Below are 15,843 nucleotides of genomic sequence, written 5' to 3'. Positions count from 1 at the left end.
CGAGATAGCTTTCGTTCGTGAACGTATTCGTTCGTTCGATCATCTCCTGGAGAGCGTGTGCTGACACTTCCCGATGACGACCGATCGCTCAGCCCCTACACCGGGTGGACGCGCGCCCACTGGGAGACGGCGGCCGACGGCCTGCTCGCCGCCGTCGAACCGTACCGTTCCCATGATCGCTCGTTGGTCGACCTGCCGGGGCGGGCCAGCTGGTCCCACTGCGACGGGCTGGAGGGCTACGCCAGGACGTTCCTGCTGGCCGCCTTCCGCGTCGCGGGCGGCGGCGACCCCGCGCTGCTGGAGCCGTACGCGGAGGGGCTGGCGGCGGGGCCGCTCGGGACGTGGCAGCCGATCACCGACCGGCACCAGCCGATGGTCGAGGCCGCCTCCATCGCGATCGGGCTGCGGCTGACCCGCGCGTGGCTGTGGGACCGGCTGCCCGCCGCCGTGCAGGAGCGGACGCTCGCCTGGCTGGGGGACGCGCTGATCCGCGAGCACGTCGACAACAACTGGCACCTGTTCCCCGTGACCGTCGCCGGGCTGTTTCGCGAACTCGGCCTCGACGACCGCGGCGCCACCGAACGCGGGCTGGCCAGGATCGAGGCCTGGTACGAGGGCGACGGCTGGTACCGCGACGGCGACGGGCGCAACTTCGACCACTACAACGGCTGGGCGATGCACCTCTACCCGGCCCTGCACGCCTACCTCGGCGGGCCCGCCGAGCCGTACGCCTCGCGGCTGCGCGCCTTCCTCACCAACTACGGCGCCGCCTTCGACGCCAACGGCTCCCCCGTCTACCAGGGCAGGTCCCTCATCTACCGGTTCGCGGCCGCCGCGCCGGTGTGGGCGGGCGAACTGCTCGGCGTCTCCCCCTACTCCCCCGGCACCGCCCGCCGCCTGGCCAGCGGCGCGGTCGCCCACTTCCTGGCCGACGGCAGGGCGCTGTCGCGCGAAGGGCTGCTGACCCTCGGCTGGTACGGCCCGCACGAGCCCTCCCTGCAGGCCTACTCGGGCTCCGCCTCGCCGTACTGGGCCTCGAAGGGGTTCCTCGGGCTGCTCCTGCCTGCCGACCACCCCGCGTGGACCTCGGTGGAGGAGCCCGGCCCCGTCGAACGCGCCGACCAGGCGATCGGCCTGCCCGGACCCGGTCTGCTGATCCACTCGACGGCCGCCGACGGCCTGGTCAGACTGGTCAACCACGGCAGCGACCACCAGCCGCCGGGAGGCGGGCCAGACGATCCGCTCTACCAGCGGATGGGCTACTCCACCCGCACCGGCCCGAGCTCCCTGCCCGACAACCACGTCGGCCTGGTGATCGACGGGGAGGTCACCCCGCGCGGCCCCATCACGCCGCTGGGCGCGGGGCCCGGCTGGGCCGCCTCCTCCTGCCGCCCGACGCCCTCGACGCTGATCGAGTCCATCAGCGTGGTCCACGGGCCGCACGAGGTGCGCCTCCACCACGTCACCGCCCCCGCGGGCACCGTCGTCCGCCAGACGGGGTGGGCCGTGTCCGCCTCCGCGGTGGGCGAGCTGACGAGCGGCTTGGTGCCCCTGCACGGCTTCACGCACGCCACGGAGCTGAAGGATCCCGAGGGCACGGTCTTCGGACCCGACGCCACCATCCCCGCCCTGGACGGCGTCGTCCCCGAGACCGTTGGGATCTTCGCGTGCCTGGTCACGCTCACCGCCGCGCCCGTCGCCGCCGCGCCGCCCGCGTTCCGCCTGGACGGCGACAGGGTCGTGCTCACCTGGGCCGACGGCACCGTCCACGAGATCGACGTCGCGGGCGGACTGAGCCTGGCCGGTTGAAACCCGAGGGCTCAGGCGAGGAAGGCGCGCAGCAGCGCCGCCGTGCCCTCCAGGTGTTCGGCGACCGCCCGGCGGGCCGCGTCGGGATCTCCGGCGAGGATGGCGGCGACGATGGCCTCGTGCTGCGTGGCCGCGTGCTCGATGTTGGCCTGCAGCATGGGGATCGCGTTCAGCAGGTCGGTCACCCGCAGCCGGGCGTCGGCGCAGGTGGCCGCGAGGAGCCCGGAGCCCGTCAGCTCGGCGATCGACAGGTGGAAGGCCGTGTCGAGCCTGCGGTAGTCGTCGGGCCCCGCCTCGTTCAGCTCCGCCAGGCGGCCGAGCAGCACCGCGCGCTGCGGCTCCGACAGCGGCGTGCTCGCCAGCACCTGGGCGGCCCCGCACTCCACGGCCATCCTGAAGGTGAGCGCGTCGGCGATCGAGTCGGGGCCCATCTCGGCGACGGCCTGGCGCAGCTCTAAGCTGCCGGGGCGGGGCGGGGCGTAGATGACGAAGGCGCCGCCGTACCTGCCGCGCCGTACGTCGAGATAGCCCGCGTCCTGCAGGGCGCGGATGGCCTCACGCAGGGTCACCCTGCTGATCCCCAGTTGTACGGCGAGCTCCCGCTCGGGCGGGAGCTTGTCGCCCTGGGCGACCATGCCGAGCTTGATCGCCTGGAGCAGGCGTTCCACAGTCTCTTCAAAGGCGTTGCCCGCACGGACCGGGCGCAACACCGTCAACGGGTTCATGGCCCCCCTCAGCAGAGGTCTTGACTGCGGCTTACCAATGGTCTAACACTAGCCCAATAACAGGGAGGGTGACTGTGGCGGTTGGGTTCCTTTCACCAGACGAGTTGCGCGACGAGGTGGCCGCGGGTCGGATCGACACCGTCCTGCTGGCCCTCGTCGACATGCAGGGCCGGATGCAGGGCAAGCGGCTGTCCGCCCGCTTCTTCCTTGACGAGGTGCTACACCACGGTTCCGAGGGGTGCAACTATCTGCTGGCCGTCGACGTCGACATGAACACCGTCGACGGCTACGAGATGTCGTCCTGGGAGCGCGGTTACGGCGATCTCGTGATGAAACCCGATCTGTCGACGCTGCGGCGCGTCCCATGGCAGGAGGGCACGGCCCTGCTCATGGCCGACCTCACCTGGGAGGACGGCTCCGACGTCGTCGCCTCGCCCCGGCAGATCCTGCGCAGGCAGCTGGCCAGGCTCGAAGAGCGCGGCCTGGCCGCCTACGTGGGCACCGAGCTGGAGTTCGTGGTCTACGACGACACCTACGAGCAGGCGTGGCGGCGCGGCTACCGCGACCTGACGCCGTCCAACCTCTACAACGTCGACTACTCACTCCTCGGTACGGCACGCGTCGAGCCCCTCCTGCGCCGCATCAGGCGCGACATGGAGGGCGCGGGGATGTACGTCGAGTCGGCCAAGGGCGAGTGCAACCTCGGCCAGCACGAGATCGCCTTCCGTTACGACGAGGCGTTGCGCACCTGCGACAACCACTCCATTTACAAGAACGGCGCCAAGGAGATCGCTGCCCAGGAGGGCAAGTCGATCACCTTCATGGCCAAGCCCAACCAGCGTGAGGGCAATTCCTGCCACATCCACATCTCGCTGAGGTCTGTGGACGGCTCGCCGGTGATGGCGGGGAGCCTGCCGTACGGACTGTCGGAAACGGGAGCGAGGTTCATCGCGGGGCAGCTCGCCTGCCTGCGGGAGCTCACCCTCCTCTACGCGCCGAACATCAACTCCTACAAGCGGTACGTGCCCGGCAGCTTCGCGCCGACCGCCGTCAAGTGGGGTGTCGACAACCGTACGTGCGCGCTCCGCCTCGTGGGGCACGGGCCCTCCCTGCGCATCGAGAACCGGGTGCCGGGCGGCGACGTGAATCCCTACCTCGCGGTGGCCGCGCTCATCGCGGCAGGACTGCACGGCCTCGACAACGAACTGTCGCTGGAGGAGCCGTGCACCGGCAACGCCTACACCAGCGGAGCCGAGACCGTGCCGCACACGCTGCGTGACGCGCTCGCCCTGTGGGAAGGCTCGAAGCTGGCCCGCGAGTGCTTCGGCGAGGACGTCGTGGCCCACTACGCCAACAACGCCCGCGTCGAGCTCGCCGCCTTCGACGCGGCAGTGACCGACTGGGAACTGTTCAGGGGATTCGAAAGACTGTGAAGATCATCAATCCGGCCACCGAGGCCGTTCTCGCCGAGGTCGAGCCCGCCGACGCGGCCGAGATCGACAGGGCGGTGGAGCGTGCCAGGGCCGCCTTCCGCACCTGGCGGCAGGTCGCCCCTGGCGAGCGCGCCCGCCTGCTGAGGCGCTTCGCCGAGCAGGTCGACGCGCACGCCGAGGAACTGGCCCAGCTTGAGGTCGCGGGCGCGGGCCACACGATCGGCAACGCCCGCTGGGAGGCGGGCAACGTCCGCGACGTGCTGCACTTCTACGCCGGAGCGCCCGAGCGCCACCACGGCCTGCAGATCCCCGTGGCGGGCGGCCTCGACGTCACCTTCCACGAGCCGCTGGGCGTGGTCGGCGTGATCGTGCCGTGGAACTTCCCGATGGTCATCATGACGTGGGGGGTCGCCCCCGCGCTCGCCGCGGGCAACACGGTGATCGTCAAGCCCGCCGAGTGGACGCCGCTGACCGCGCTCAGGCTGGCCGAGCTGGCCCTCGAGGCCGGGCTGCCTGAGGGCGTGCTCCAGGTGGTGCCGGGAGCGGGCGAGGTCGCCGGCGCCCGCCTCGTCGAGCACCCCGACGTCGCCAAGATCGTGTTCACCGGCTCGACCGAGGTCGGCAAGCAGATCGCCGCCACCTGCGCCACCCAGGTGAAGCGGCTGACCCTGGAGCTCGGCGGCAAGTCGGCCAACATCGTCTTCGCCGACTCCGACCTCGACAGGGCCGCGGCCACCGCCCCCTACGCCGTCTTCGACAACTCCGGCCAGGACTGCTGCGCCAGGTCCAGGATCCTCGTCGAGGCCTCCGTCTACGACGAGTTCCTGGTACGGCTCTCGCAGGCCGTCACCAACGTGAAGGTCGGCGACCCGCTCGACGAGAGCACCGAGATGGGGCCGCTCATCAGCGCCGAGCACCTGGAGCGGGTGCGCGGCTTCGTCCCCGGCGACCCCTACCTGCAGGCCGCCTGCCCCGACGGGCCGGGCTTCTGGTTCCCGCCGACCGTCCTGACGCCCGCCGTGACCGACCGCGCGTTCACCGAGGAGATCTTCGGTCCTGTGGTGTCGGTCGTGCCGTTCGCCGACGAGGCCGAGGCGGTTCGGATCGCCAACGACACCAGGTACGGCCTGAGCGGCTCGATCTGGACCCGCGACGTGGGCCGGGCGCTGCGGGTGGCCAGGGCGGTCGAGGCGGGCAACCTGAGCGTGAACTCCCACTCCAGCGTGCGGTACTGGACACCGTTCGGCGGCTTCAAGGAGTCGGGGCTCGGCAGGGAGCTCGGGCCCGACGCCCTCACCGCCTTCACCGAGACCAAGAACGTCTTCATCGCCACCGACTGACCGGTCCGCCTCGTCACCACCGACCGACCGATCGACCGGCCCGGTCACCGCCCGGCCCACCGGCTCCGGTCACCGGCGGCCGACCGGTTCGCGGACTGAACGACATCGACCCGAGAGAGGGACATATGCAGCGCTTGCAGGACCGCGTCGCCGTCATCACCGGCGCGGGCAGCGGAATCGGCCTGGCCACCGCGCGGAGGTTCGCCGAGGAGGGCGCCAAGGTCGTCTGCGTCGACCTCGACGAGCCCACCGGCGCCAAGGCCGCCGACGAGGTGGGCGGCCTGTTCGTCCGCGCCGACGTCACCAACGAGGACGACGTGGTCAGGATGTACCAGACCGCGTTCGACACCTACGGCAGCGTCGACATCGCCTTCAACAACGCCGGCATCTCCCCGCCCGACGACGACTCCATCCTGGAGACCGGCATCGAGGCGTGGCGCCGCGTCCAGGAGGTCAACCTGACGAGCGTCTACCTGTGCTGCAAGCACGCCATCCCGTACATGCGGCGCCAGGGCAAGGGCTCGATCATCAACACCGCCTCGTTCGTCGCGGTGATGGGCTCGGCGACCTCGCAGATCTCCTACACCGCCTCCAAGGGCGGCGTGCTGGCGATGTCGAGGGAGCTCGGCGTGCAGTTCGCCCGCGAGGGCATCAGGGTCAACGCCCTGTGCCCCGGCCCGGTGAACACGCCGCTGCTGCAGGAGCTGTTCGCCAAGGACCCCGAGCGCGCCCAGCGCCGCCTGGTCCACATTCCCGTCGGCCGCTTCGCCGAGGCCGCCGAGATCGCCGCCGCGGTCGCCTTCCTGGCCTCCGACGACGCGTCGTTCATCACCGGCTCGGAGTTCCTGGTCGACGGCGGCATCTCGGGAGCGTACGTTACTCCGCTATGACCAGACCCTTGATCGGCATTACCTGTTACGTCGAGCCCGCGCGGTTCACGGTGTGGGAGATGACGACGGCGCTGTTGCCGTACATGTATGTGGAGCAGGTGGTGCGGGCCGGCGGGCAGCCGGTGATCCTGCCGCCCGCCGGTGATCCGGCCTCGGTCGTGAGCAGGCTGGACGGGGTGATCCTGGCGGGCGGAGGCGACATCGACCCGACGAGGTACGCCGAGACGCCGCACGAGCGAACCGGATTCGTCCGGACATTTCGTGATTCGGCGGAGTTTTCGCTGGTGGATACGGCGTTGAAGGCAGAACTGCCCTTCCTGGGCATCTGCCGGGGTCTCCAGGTGCTGAACATCACCCTCGGCGGCAGCCTCCACCAGCATCTTCCCGATGTCGTCGGCCATGCGGGACATGCCCCGGCCCCGGGCGAGTTCGGCCATATGCCGGTGTCCGTCACGCCCGGCAGCCGCCTGGCCGGGATCCTGGGCGAGGAGACGGTGACGGTCCCGCACTACCACCACCAGTCGATCCGCCGCCTGGGAACCGGACTGAACGCGACCGCCCACGCCGCCGACGGCGCGATCGAGGCGGCCGAGCTGCCGGGCCACCGCTTCGCCCTCGGCGTCCAGTGGCACCCCGAGGCCGCCGAGGACGGCCTGCTGTTCCGCGCGCTCGTCGAGGCGGCCGCGTAGATGCGCCTCCACGTCCGCGAGTTCCCCGGCCCCGCCGATCGGACGCTGCTCGTCGTCCACGGCGGACCCGAATGGGACCACAGCTACCTGGTGGAGCCACTCGACCGGCTGGCGGGCGAGCACCGCCTGCTCTTCCCCGACCTGCGCGGGTGCGGCCGCTCCCCCGCCGCCGAACCGCTGACCCCCGACGCGATGGTGGACGACCTCGCGGAGCTGATCGGTTCGTCGCCCGTCGACGTCCTCGGCTTCTCGTACGGCGGGCTGCTCGCCCAACGCCTGGCCATCCGCTATCCCGAGCTGGTCAGGCGGTTGATCGTGGCGTCGAGCAGCGTCCTGCCCGTCCCGCCCGACGCCTTCGCCGGGTGGGCGGAGTACGAGCGCAGGAGAGCCGCCCAGCCGTCCGTCGGGGAGCTGGAAGGGGCGGACCTGGTCCGCGCCGAGGCCTTCGCGGCGGCGCCGTGCGACGTGTGGCGGGAGGAGTCGCTGCCGGACTACCTCCGGCGACTGGAGCGGGTCACGTTCACCGCCACTTATCAGGAGGTCTACCGGAGCGGCCGGTTCCCTTCGGCGAGGTACCCCGACGCGCTCGACCGGCTGGCGGGGATCCCGCTGTTCCTCCTGCACGGGCGCCAGGACATGACCTTCCCCGCCTCGCTCGTCGCGCGGACCCCGTGCACGGACGCGGTCGTCCTGGAGGAGGCGGGCCACATGGCCCACATCGACCAGCCGGAGGCGTGGCTGGACGCCGTCAGGCGCTTCCTGTCCTTCTGAGCGGCACCGCGTCGCCGCCCCCGCTTCCTGTCCCCCCAAGCCGCCCCCGTTTCTTGTCCGTCTCAACGGCACCCAGTCGCCGTCCCCCGCCGAGCGCGACGGGGGACGGCGTGCGGATCAGTCGGCGACCAGGCGGGCTCGCTGGCCCTCCCGCTCGCGCTGCCGCCGTACGACATAGGCGCCCGGTGTGCAGCCCGAAGCCCCGTGCTCGGGATGCAGCAGGTAGGCGACGGCCGACGTCTCGAAGATGCCGATCGCCAGCAGGTCGGAGTCCGACACGTCGGCCGTCCACCGGCAGGTGCCGGGATCGGCGACCAGCGTGTGCGGGTTGCCCCCGGCCCCGCCGCGCAGCAGCTCGACACCCTCGGCAGGCACGTCGGTCCACCTGGCGTCAGGCCATGGCCGCACGGACGACGCGACGACCGGCAGCGGGATGACGATGAGGTCGCCCTGGGCCTGGAGCCCGTCGACGACAGGGATGCGCGCCGACTGCTCGAGGTGGTCGAGCACGGCGAGTCCGGTCAGCTGGGAGAGCGAAGCGAGAGTCACAGTCATGGAAATCACCTCAGGTTCGACGGACGAGAAGGGAGTACTGCTCGGCGGACAGCCCGTAGGTCCAGCCCGCGGCCTCGACGGGATCGTCGAAGAAGCCCGGCACGGTCAGCCCGTACCTGCGGCGGCGCCCATCGCGTTCGACGGAGCCGTTGACCGCGAGGAGCACCCTGGTCTCCTGCCGCAGGTCGTAGAGCCGAAGGTGCGTGAGGTCGTAGAGCCGAAGGTGCGTGCCCGGGTTGCCGGGGTCGGGCGCCGAGGCGACCAGCCGCAGCCCGGCCCTGTCGATGTAGGCAGCCCAGCCGATGTGCTCGATCGCGCACCGTCTGACCTCGACGTTCTCCTCGCGGGCGATCCGCTCCAGGCTCGGATCGGTGATCACCCAGGACGGCACAGTCGTCCCGTGCCAGGCGTGCATGTCCCATCCGTCCGCGTAACGCAGCGCCGGGCCGTACGGACAGTGCAACCGCACCTCACCGGCGGCGTCCCACACCTCCGTGCGGACGACCACCGGCCGCTCGGAGACGACGCACACGCCTTCGCGCGGCCACCACCAGCCGCACGACCGCATCACCGTCGCCCACAGGTCGAGCCGCCAGGTCTGCTCGGAGGTGAAGACCACGCCGGCCGCCCGGCGGAGGGCGTCGTAGTGGGCGACCCAGGAGGCGCACAGCGTGCCGTACCAGCCGCTCATGCGGTACGACCCGTCGTGCGCCACCTCGACCGGCCGGTGGATCGTCCTGTCGACCGACCGGGAGAGCGAGCTGCGCACCTCCCGGCGGATCAGCTGGTCCATCGGCTGATGAACCCACCTGATCCGGTCGTCGAGTTCGCGGCACAGCTGCCGCATGAGAGCGGCGAAACGGGGCGGCAGCGGCCACTCGGCCATGCGCTCCACGGCCTCCGCGGGCCGCACCCCCGGCGGGACGGTCGCCAGCGCCGCGACCGGCGAGGAGACCCAGTGGAACCGTGGTGGATCGAGCCCGATCAGGCGGTACAGCTCGGAGATGGCGGCCTCTGCGGCCGGACGGTCGGCGGGCAGCGTCGACAACGCCCAGCCCAGCCATTCTTCGCGGATTGCGGCAGCTTCCCGCTGCACGAGAACGCTCACCGGAGGGAGGTGGCGTCGTCCTTTCTCACGATCATGTGAGGGATGGTGACAGATCGGCGCGCCGCGTGTCCACTACGGTGATCGAATATTCACGTCCCGGGGCTTACGCACGGCAGCTACCTTTCTCCTGCTGGGAAGCGCCACGCGAGGCGACAGCACCATTTCGCCCACTATCGTACGGCCAGCTCGGCGGCGACGAGCGAACTCACCACCCCGATCACGGGGACTCCCGATCAGGTGTGGCATGGAAGGTAAGGGATGAGTGCCCGCAGCACCTCGGCGGCGTGCCGAGCAGCCGTCTGCTGCAGGGCGTCATTTTTGCCTTCGTCTGAGTAGTCGGAGACTCCGCGAATCACTACCCATCCGCGCATCTGAGCCAGATTGCCGCGCTCGTGGAATGCCTGAGCCAGACCGCCGGCTTCCATATCGATGATAGAAATCTTGTCGTTGTAGTGTTTAAGGTATTTTCTGATTTCGGACTCGGCGTCCGCGATGACGGCGTCGCCAGTCCCGATGATGCCGGGAATGACGTGAAACACATCCTCTTCACTTGCGAATCGTGCCGGTTCGCCATAGTCGATGAAGAAACTGTTCACGGCGTTTCCTACTATGGCAGGCGTCTCACGGTCCTCGCCTCTGCGCTTGGGCCCGTCAGCGGTTTCCTTACGGAGGTCGTAGTAGACCGCTCGCGTTGCTATGACGACGTCGCCTGCGGAGACGTCCGGATAGAACCCGCCGCCGATGCCGACAAGTGCGACGACCGCCGGTCGGAACGCCTCCCTGAGATTCTCGAACGCGGCCATGGTCGATCGCTGGCCCTGGCCCAACGATCGGATCATTGCCACCCGGGTGACCACGCCTCGGAGATCGATGGTTCCGCGCCAGAAGGGAATCCCGTTCACAGGTGCTCGTTCTAGTTTGAGGGTGTCTACGACCGCCCTGGCCTCCGAATCTTTGATCGTTATCACGCCGACGCCCGCGTGCCTGCCAGTCGCAGCCTCGGCCAAGTGGTGGTGGACGACCGTGGCACCGTCACCGATCGCGGTCCCGCTGATAGCCATAGGGCCGCCCTGATTGATTATTCCGCTGTTCGTGAAGTGACCGGTCATGCGTGGCTTCCTCCTGATGCGCTGCCAAAGTTCTCGGGTAGATCGAGTCTCACGGCGTTTGTGCCAACCGCGGAGTTGTTTACATTCATCGTCTCTCCGAAGTTCATGATCCCGGTATTGATGATGCTGGTAGCGCGTTCCTCGAACTCCGAGATGTCGACCTTGTGTTCGCGCAGGAACTCGGTCGCCGCCTTCAACAGACGGTCCTCTATTAGCTTCACGTGGTCGGAGATGAGCGTTCGATCGAGTTGGGCGGACTCCCACGGCATACGCTTCTCTTCCCGCACACTCAGCTTTGCTCCGATCTTCACACCACGTTTGGGATAGAGAATGCGGGTTCGCCGTGCTCGAAACGCCCCCAGCAGGACGGTCGGAACGCGGATCAGACGCCACGTCTGCATGATGTCGGTTGGAAGTTCGTAAAGAGCTCGGACCGCTGCCCGGAGTATGGCAGTGACTCCAGCCTCACCATAATCATCGAGGATGTGATATTCGTCCGGCGTCCGCGTCAGCGCACAGGCAGCGAAGTCGAGGCTTAGCGCGCGCCCTTTGACTGTGGTGCGAAGGAAAACGGTTGTAACCAGCTCACCGGATACCGATGTACGGATCTCAAGGAAGTGGTGGAACCGATCGAATGGCTGATCAGTGATCTCGTTGATCTCGTCCGTAGCGGGCTCGCCTTGCAGCCAGTCGCGCTCGGAGTCGACATCAGCCTCCGCTACATAGATACGGTCTGCTTTTCCGAAGCCCGGAAGGCTAGTGGCGTCATCCTGGCCGTCCAGCCGTTGCATCTCGTCCTTCAAATGAGCGACCAGTTCATGTGCCTTGAACGGGAGGGGATCAAATTCCCGATCGGCCATGCTACCTTCGCCTACCCCCAACAAGTGGATGTTGAGTGGCGGGTTCCAGCGATGGATCAACCGCCCAGCTCCGACGAATGGCTTATGCGAGTCGTCGAGCGCCAGGATGTCGCGGAAGTCCTCCGGCTCCGACTCCTCCTTCGGGGCCCTGCGATAGATGACGAACGTGTGGTACTGCTGTTCGTCGATCGCCCGATACCGGTGGCTGTCCGGCAAGGACAGCCGACCCTTGGCCGTTTGGTGCAACGCGCTACGTTGGGCGGCACCACAGCCGCACGCGACGAGAACGGTCAACATTCCCATGATCGCTGTTTGTTGCAGCAATTGAGAGAGCGGAATGCGCGCCACGCCGGAGATCACGGGAACGGCGACGACCAGGGCACCGCTGCCGATGCAGGCAAGCTTCAGGGAGCGGAGATGCTCGGCGAGGTCGTTCGACTCGCTGTGCCAGCGGACGCGCCGTAAAAACCGGTCCGCGCGCTCTTTTGCCTTGAGCGGTAAAGCAACCAGTGCGCTTCTGACGGCGACGGCGGCGGACCAGCACAGGCCGAACAACGCCGTTGTGGCGGCGGTCGCGGCGGGCGCCCATGCGATGCCGCCTAGAAGGACCGCGAGTACCAGCACCCACTTCAGTGTCTCTAAACGCCATGCCCGCCAGGCGTGCACAACAACCGGCACCAGATCGAAGCCGTAGGAGGGTGCCACCATGTGCTTGGAGTCGTTGTAGACCCGGCGGATGACCATCTCGCGGAAGTCGCGATCGAGGTAGACACCGGCACAGAGGTACCGTGTGGCCTTCGAGTCGACTGCCCCCGTGCCGTTCTCAAGACGCACCGTGCGCGATCGGGCCATGAGCCCCCCGTAGTTATTTAGGTAAATCTGACCATAAGTGCGGTCCGACTTAGAGTCAACTAGACCTTTAATAGGGGTATGGCAACGAGCAAGACAGTCCGCCCACGCCGCCCGCCCGCCTCCCTGGCCGTAACCGTAGATCTTGTGATCTTCACCGTGCGCGATGGCCAACTCCAAGTTCTGCTGATCAAGCGCGGCAATGTGCCCTACCGTGGCGAAGCGGCACTGCCGGGAGGGTTCGTCCGCGATGGCGAGGCGCTAGACGAGGCCGCCCGACGGGAACTGCGAGAAGAAACCGGAGTCGCCAGCGACAGCCTCCATCTGGAACAGCTGCACGCCTACGGCGACCCCGGTCGCGATCCGCGTGGACGCATCATCACCATTGCCTACCTCGCACTCGGCCCCGATCTACCCATGCCCCTGGCAGGAACCGACGCGTCCGCCGCCCACTGGATCCCGGTCTCCGCCATCCTCGACGGCCAGATCACACTCGCCTTCGACCACGAGGAGATCCTCCGTGACGCGCTGGAGCGGGCTAGGTCCCAGCTTGAACACACCACGATCGCCACGGCCTTCTGCAAGGAGCCCTTTACTATCGCCGACCTGCGCCAGATCTACGAGGCGGTGTGGGGCGTCCCCCTCGACCCCAGCAACTTTCGCCGCAAGGTCATGAAGACGGAGGGCTTCGTCATATCCGTCGGTGAACGTCGGCTCCCCGACATCGGCCGCCCGGCTGCTCTGTTCCGCCGAGGACTCGCCGAGACGCTCACCCCACCGTTGACTAGGTCGGGCAGCTTCAGCTGCTAGACAAAACGTAAGCTCAGGACAGCCGGTGGACCGTCAGCTCTTACTGTCACGACTCCCACGTACCTACCCGACCAGGCTCGCCGCAGAAGGCCCGTCACAGCCGATCGACCCGGCCACTTGCGGCGAGTACCGAAGTCTGCGATCGTCACGGCAGCAGCTCGAGCACTTCATCACGAGTGACGCGGAGCCGGTGGTCCAGAGCTGGCTCACCTGCTCAACGGTGTGACCTCATTTGGGACGATCAAGCTACGTGAGGCGGCGTTGGCTCACGTAGGACGTGCTCGATGAGTCGGTTGATCCGCTTGAGGAGCTGCCGGCCCGGGCCGCCAACGGACACGGTTGGTAGGCCTCCTTCATTGAGCGGCCTCATCACCCAACAGGTCGTGGTGCTCATACCGCACTTCGAGGGCCTCATGGTAGGACGTGATCAACCGGCATGCGTTGGCAGGCGAGCGGAACAGGTAGGCGGTTTCCTGTAGCGCTTTGTATTCCTCTGCGGATACGAGGTAGGCGTTGCCGTTCTTCGACACGATTTCAACGGCTGTGCGGTCGTTGTTGACCTCTTCGATAAGCGGGACCAGGCGACGACGAGCCTCACTGGCGGTGATGGACACGCACTCCTCTTTCACGAGTGGTACAACATCACGGCTCCAGTCAGGAGTGGGCTGCGCTCGTGTCGCGATGAGTGCACCAGGTAGTGCCGAGGCTCAAGGTGTCGGTGAGATTCGCCGCCAGCGTGAACACTGAGGGGCCCTTCGCGCTGAAGTCCTTGCCCTTAGTTAGACAGCAATCCGGCCGTTCAGGTCCTGCTCGGGTCCACGCAACCGGTAGGAGTGGTCACCGATGACGGCCGAGACCTCCAGATGCCCGCCCAGTGCCTCCACGTAGGCGGCGATGGCGGAGACTGTGGACACTTCGCCGCGTTCGATCTGCGAGACCCTGCCGCGTGTCACGCCCATCGTCTTGGCAAGCTCGGCCTGCGACAGCCCCGCCGCGCTGCGGCGCTCGGCAAGCTGGTGTCCGTCGATGTACGCCTGGGTACGCCGCCGGGCCTCACTCGTCCGCTCGGGTCCGGCTGCCTCGGCATGTGCCTTGTGGTCGAATTTGCTGAAGCCGGTCATCGGCCCTCCTCTTCCTCGCGGGCCTTCAAGTACAAGCCAAACAGGTGCTCGGCGCGTGGGATGGCCTCGCGGTACCAGTCTCGCCAGTTCTTGGACTTGTCCCCGGCCACCAGGAGAATCGCGCTGCGCCACGGATCGAAGGCGAAGATGATGCGAACCTCACTGGAACCCGACGAGGCAGGGCGCAGTTCCTTCAGGTTGTGAACGGACGTGGCAGTCAACTTGTCCACCAATGGCCTGCCAAGCGTCGGGCCAACAGCAGCGAGATGGGCGACGGCATCTGTCACAAGGTCCTGCGATTGCTCGTCTAGGTCCTCGAACCATTTGCCGACCTCGTCGGTCTTGTAGATCTCCCATTCGCTCACTCCGAAAGGATAGCAAATGCTATCGGCTATTGAGGGTGAGAGGCGGGATTCTCATCTCGCTTCGCAGGGACGAAGTGTGCAGGCAGCCATGAGGGCGGCGGCACCGGATACGTCGATGACACCTCGACCGGGGCCGCAAGGGTGAGTCCAAGACCTTCGCCTGGACCGGCTATCGTGACCTGCTCATCGCCGCACATCAGCAGCTCGGCGCACCGATCGTCCTAGTGTGGGACAACCTGGGCCGGACACGGCTGGTAGGAGCCGCCTTCATTGTGCGGCCTCATCACCCAACAGGTCGCGGTGCTCGTACCGCCCTTCGAGGGCCTCAAGATAGGCCGTGATCAACCGGCGTGCGTTGGCCGGCGAGCGGAACAGGTGGGCGGTTTCCTGAAGAGCTTCGTATTCCTCTGCGTCTACGAGGTAGGCGTTACCGCTCTTCGACACGATTTCGACGACGGTGCGGTCGTTGTTGACCTCTTCGATGAGCGGTACCAGCCGACGACGAGCCTCGCGGGCAGTGATGGACACGAGCTTCCCCTCCCACGTGCTCCAACATAACCACGACCGAATGCAGAACCGGCGCCGAGGCTCAAAGCGCCGGCGAGATCCACGCTGGCGCGATCACACGACGCCAGCCACACGGGGAGCGCGAGGGTTCTCCCTCGCCGGGGTGTGGGGCAAAGCCCCACTGTCACAGCCCGAGCCGCGCAGCGGCGAGGACCACGCCGCCTTACCCAGCCCCCAAAAACCCCCGAAACCGGTCAGCACTCGATGACGTTGACCGCCAGACCGCCCCGCGACGTCTCCTTGTACTTGTCCAACATGTCCCGACCCGTATCCCGCATCGTCTTGATCGCCTTGTCCAACGACACGAAATGCTGCCCATCCCCCCGCATCGCGAACCGCGCCGCCGCGATCGCCTTGATCGACGCCACCGCATTCCGCTCAATACACGGAATCTGCACCAACCCCCCGATCGGGTCACACGTCAACCCCAGATTGTGCTCAATCCCGATCTCCGCCGCGTTCTCCACCTGCTCCGGCGTCCCACCCAACACCTCGGTCAGGCCCGCCGCCGCCATCGAACACGCCGAGCCCACCTCGCCCTGACAGCCCACCTCGGCGCCCGAGATGGAGGCGTTCTCCTTGAACAGCACCCCCACCGCCGCCGCCGTCAACAAGAACCGCACCACCCCGTCCTCGTCGAACCCCGGCACGAACCGCGCACAATACGTCATCACCGCCGGAACGATGCCAGCCGCCCCATTCGTCGGCGCCGTCACGATCCGGCCCCCCGCCGCGTTCTCCTCGTTGACCGCCAGCGCGTACAACCCCACCCAATCCATCGCATGCAACGGATCACGCTCGGCCGACTCGGCCTGCAGCTTGCGATGCAACTGATGCGCCCG

General features: G+C 67.7%; 17 protein-coding genes. 7 read left to right on the top strand and 10 right to left on the bottom strand.

Translation table 11 applies throughout. The annotated features are described in order from the left end of the window. Positions 1-57 precede the first annotated feature (57 nt). Positions 58-1,809, top strand: coding sequence for a DUF2264 domain-containing protein (locus ACFXJ8_RS16920; RefSeq protein ID WP_379644823.1), 1,752 nt, complete (start codon positions 58-60; stop codon positions 1,807-1,809). Positions 1,810-1,820: 11 nt separating this feature from the next. Here ACFXJ8_RS16920 and ACFXJ8_RS16915 read toward each other — a convergent pair whose 3' ends face one another. Next, complete coding sequence (locus ACFXJ8_RS16915) at positions 1,821-2,534, bottom strand: FadR/GntR family transcriptional regulator (RefSeq protein WP_379644822.1); 714 nt, start codon at positions 2,532-2,534, stop codon at positions 1,821-1,823. A gap of 74 nt (positions 2,535-2,608) precedes the next feature. Here ACFXJ8_RS16915 and ACFXJ8_RS16910 point away from each other — a divergent pair, with 74 nt between their 5' ends. The 5 genes from ACFXJ8_RS16910 to ACFXJ8_RS16890 all read left to right on the top strand — a co-directional run bounded on the left by ACFXJ8_RS16910 (position 2,609) and on the right by ACFXJ8_RS16890 (position 7,657). Further along, positions 2,609-3,967, top strand: coding sequence for a glutamine synthetase family protein (locus ACFXJ8_RS16910; RefSeq protein ID WP_379644821.1), 1,359 nt, complete (start codon positions 2,609-2,611; stop codon positions 3,965-3,967). Further along, positions 3,964-5,307: an aldehyde dehydrogenase family protein gene (locus ACFXJ8_RS16905; RefSeq protein WP_379644820.1), complete on the top strand. Its 1,344-nt coding sequence runs from the start codon at positions 3,964-3,966 to the stop codon at positions 5,305-5,307. The genes ACFXJ8_RS16910 and ACFXJ8_RS16905 overlap by 4 nt, the downstream gene beginning before the upstream one ends. A gap of 125 nt (positions 5,308-5,432) precedes the next feature. After that, on the top strand, positions 5,433-6,197 hold the full coding sequence (locus ACFXJ8_RS16900) for a 3-oxoacyl-ACP reductase (RefSeq protein ID WP_379644819.1): 765 nt from the start codon (positions 5,433-5,435) through the stop codon (positions 6,195-6,197). Beyond that, positions 6,194-6,886, top strand: a complete 693-nt coding sequence (locus tag ACFXJ8_RS16895; protein ID WP_379644818.1) for a gamma-glutamyl-gamma-aminobutyrate hydrolase family protein — start codon at positions 6,194-6,196, stop codon at positions 6,884-6,886. The genes ACFXJ8_RS16900 and ACFXJ8_RS16895 overlap by 4 nt, the downstream gene beginning before the upstream one ends. After that, complete coding sequence (locus tag ACFXJ8_RS16890) at positions 6,887-7,657, top strand: alpha/beta fold hydrolase (RefSeq protein ID WP_379644817.1); 771 nt, start codon at positions 6,887-6,889, stop codon at positions 7,655-7,657. A gap of 117 nt (positions 7,658-7,774) precedes the next feature. Here the strand turns inward: ACFXJ8_RS16890 and ACFXJ8_RS16885 are convergent, their stop codons facing one another. The 4 genes from ACFXJ8_RS16885 to ACFXJ8_RS16870 form a co-directional block, all read right to left on the bottom strand. Next, positions 7,775-8,212 carry a hypothetical protein gene (locus ACFXJ8_RS16885; protein ID WP_379644816.1) on the bottom strand — a complete coding sequence of 146 codons (438 nt, stop codon included), beginning with the start codon at positions 8,210-8,212 and terminating at the stop codon, positions 7,775-7,777. A 10-nt stretch (positions 8,213-8,222) separates the two neighbouring features. Next, on the bottom strand, positions 8,223-9,320 hold the full coding sequence (locus tag ACFXJ8_RS16880; protein ID WP_379644815.1) for a DUF6745 domain-containing protein: 1,098 nt from the start codon (positions 9,318-9,320) through the stop codon (positions 8,223-8,225). 233 nt (positions 9,321-9,553) lie between these two features. Next, positions 9,554-10,429, bottom strand: coding sequence for a hypothetical protein (locus ACFXJ8_RS16875; protein ID WP_379644814.1), 876 nt, complete (start codon positions 10,427-10,429; stop codon positions 9,554-9,556). After that, positions 10,426-12,141: a hypothetical protein gene (locus ACFXJ8_RS16870; protein WP_379644813.1), complete on the bottom strand. Its 1,716-nt coding sequence runs from the start codon at positions 12,139-12,141 to the stop codon at positions 10,426-10,428. The genes ACFXJ8_RS16875 and ACFXJ8_RS16870 overlap by 4 nt, the downstream gene beginning before the upstream one ends. 78 nt (positions 12,142-12,219) lie before the next feature. Here ACFXJ8_RS16870 and ACFXJ8_RS16865 point away from each other — a divergent pair, with 78 nt between their 5' ends. Further along, positions 12,220-12,948, top strand: coding sequence for an NUDIX domain-containing protein (locus tag ACFXJ8_RS16865; RefSeq protein ID WP_379644812.1), 729 nt, complete (start codon positions 12,220-12,222; stop codon positions 12,946-12,948). Positions 12,949-13,301: 353 nt separating this feature from the next. Here the strand turns inward: ACFXJ8_RS16865 and ACFXJ8_RS16860 are convergent, their stop codons facing one another. The 5 genes from ACFXJ8_RS16860 to ACFXJ8_RS16840 all read right to left on the bottom strand — a co-directional run. Next, positions 13,302-13,562: a type II toxin-antitoxin system Phd/YefM family antitoxin gene (locus ACFXJ8_RS16860; protein WP_379644811.1), complete on the bottom strand. Its 261-nt coding sequence runs from the start codon at positions 13,560-13,562 to the stop codon at positions 13,302-13,304. Positions 13,563-13,727: 165 nt separating this feature from the next. After that, on the bottom strand, positions 13,728-14,069 hold the full coding sequence (locus tag ACFXJ8_RS16855) for a helix-turn-helix domain-containing protein (RefSeq protein ID WP_379644810.1): 342 nt from the start codon (positions 14,067-14,069) through the stop codon (positions 13,728-13,730). After that, positions 14,066-14,434 (bottom strand): type II toxin-antitoxin system RelE/ParE family toxin, encoded by a 369-nt coding sequence (locus ACFXJ8_RS16850; protein ID WP_379644809.1) that lies wholly within the window; start codon positions 14,432-14,434, stop codon positions 14,066-14,068. Before ACFXJ8_RS16850 ends, ACFXJ8_RS16855 begins: the two co-directional genes overlap by 4 nt. Positions 14,435-14,701: 267 nt before the next feature. Then, positions 14,702-14,962 carry a type II toxin-antitoxin system Phd/YefM family antitoxin gene (locus tag ACFXJ8_RS16845; protein WP_379644808.1) on the bottom strand — a complete coding sequence of 87 codons (261 nt, stop codon included), beginning with the start codon at positions 14,960-14,962 and terminating at the stop codon, positions 14,702-14,704. Between the two features lie 233 nt (positions 14,963-15,195). Next, a partial coding sequence (locus ACFXJ8_RS16840; protein ID WP_379644807.1) for an L-serine ammonia-lyase occupies positions 15,196-15,843 on the bottom strand: 648 nt, incomplete at its 5' end.

Source organism: Nonomuraea sp. NPDC059194 (assembly GCF_042754765.1).
Classification (GTDB): Bacteria; Actinomycetota; Actinomycetes; order Streptosporangiales; family Streptosporangiaceae; genus Nonomuraea.
Note: the sequence above shows the minus strand (reverse complement) of the source record. Positions and strands in the feature narration are given on the sequence as shown.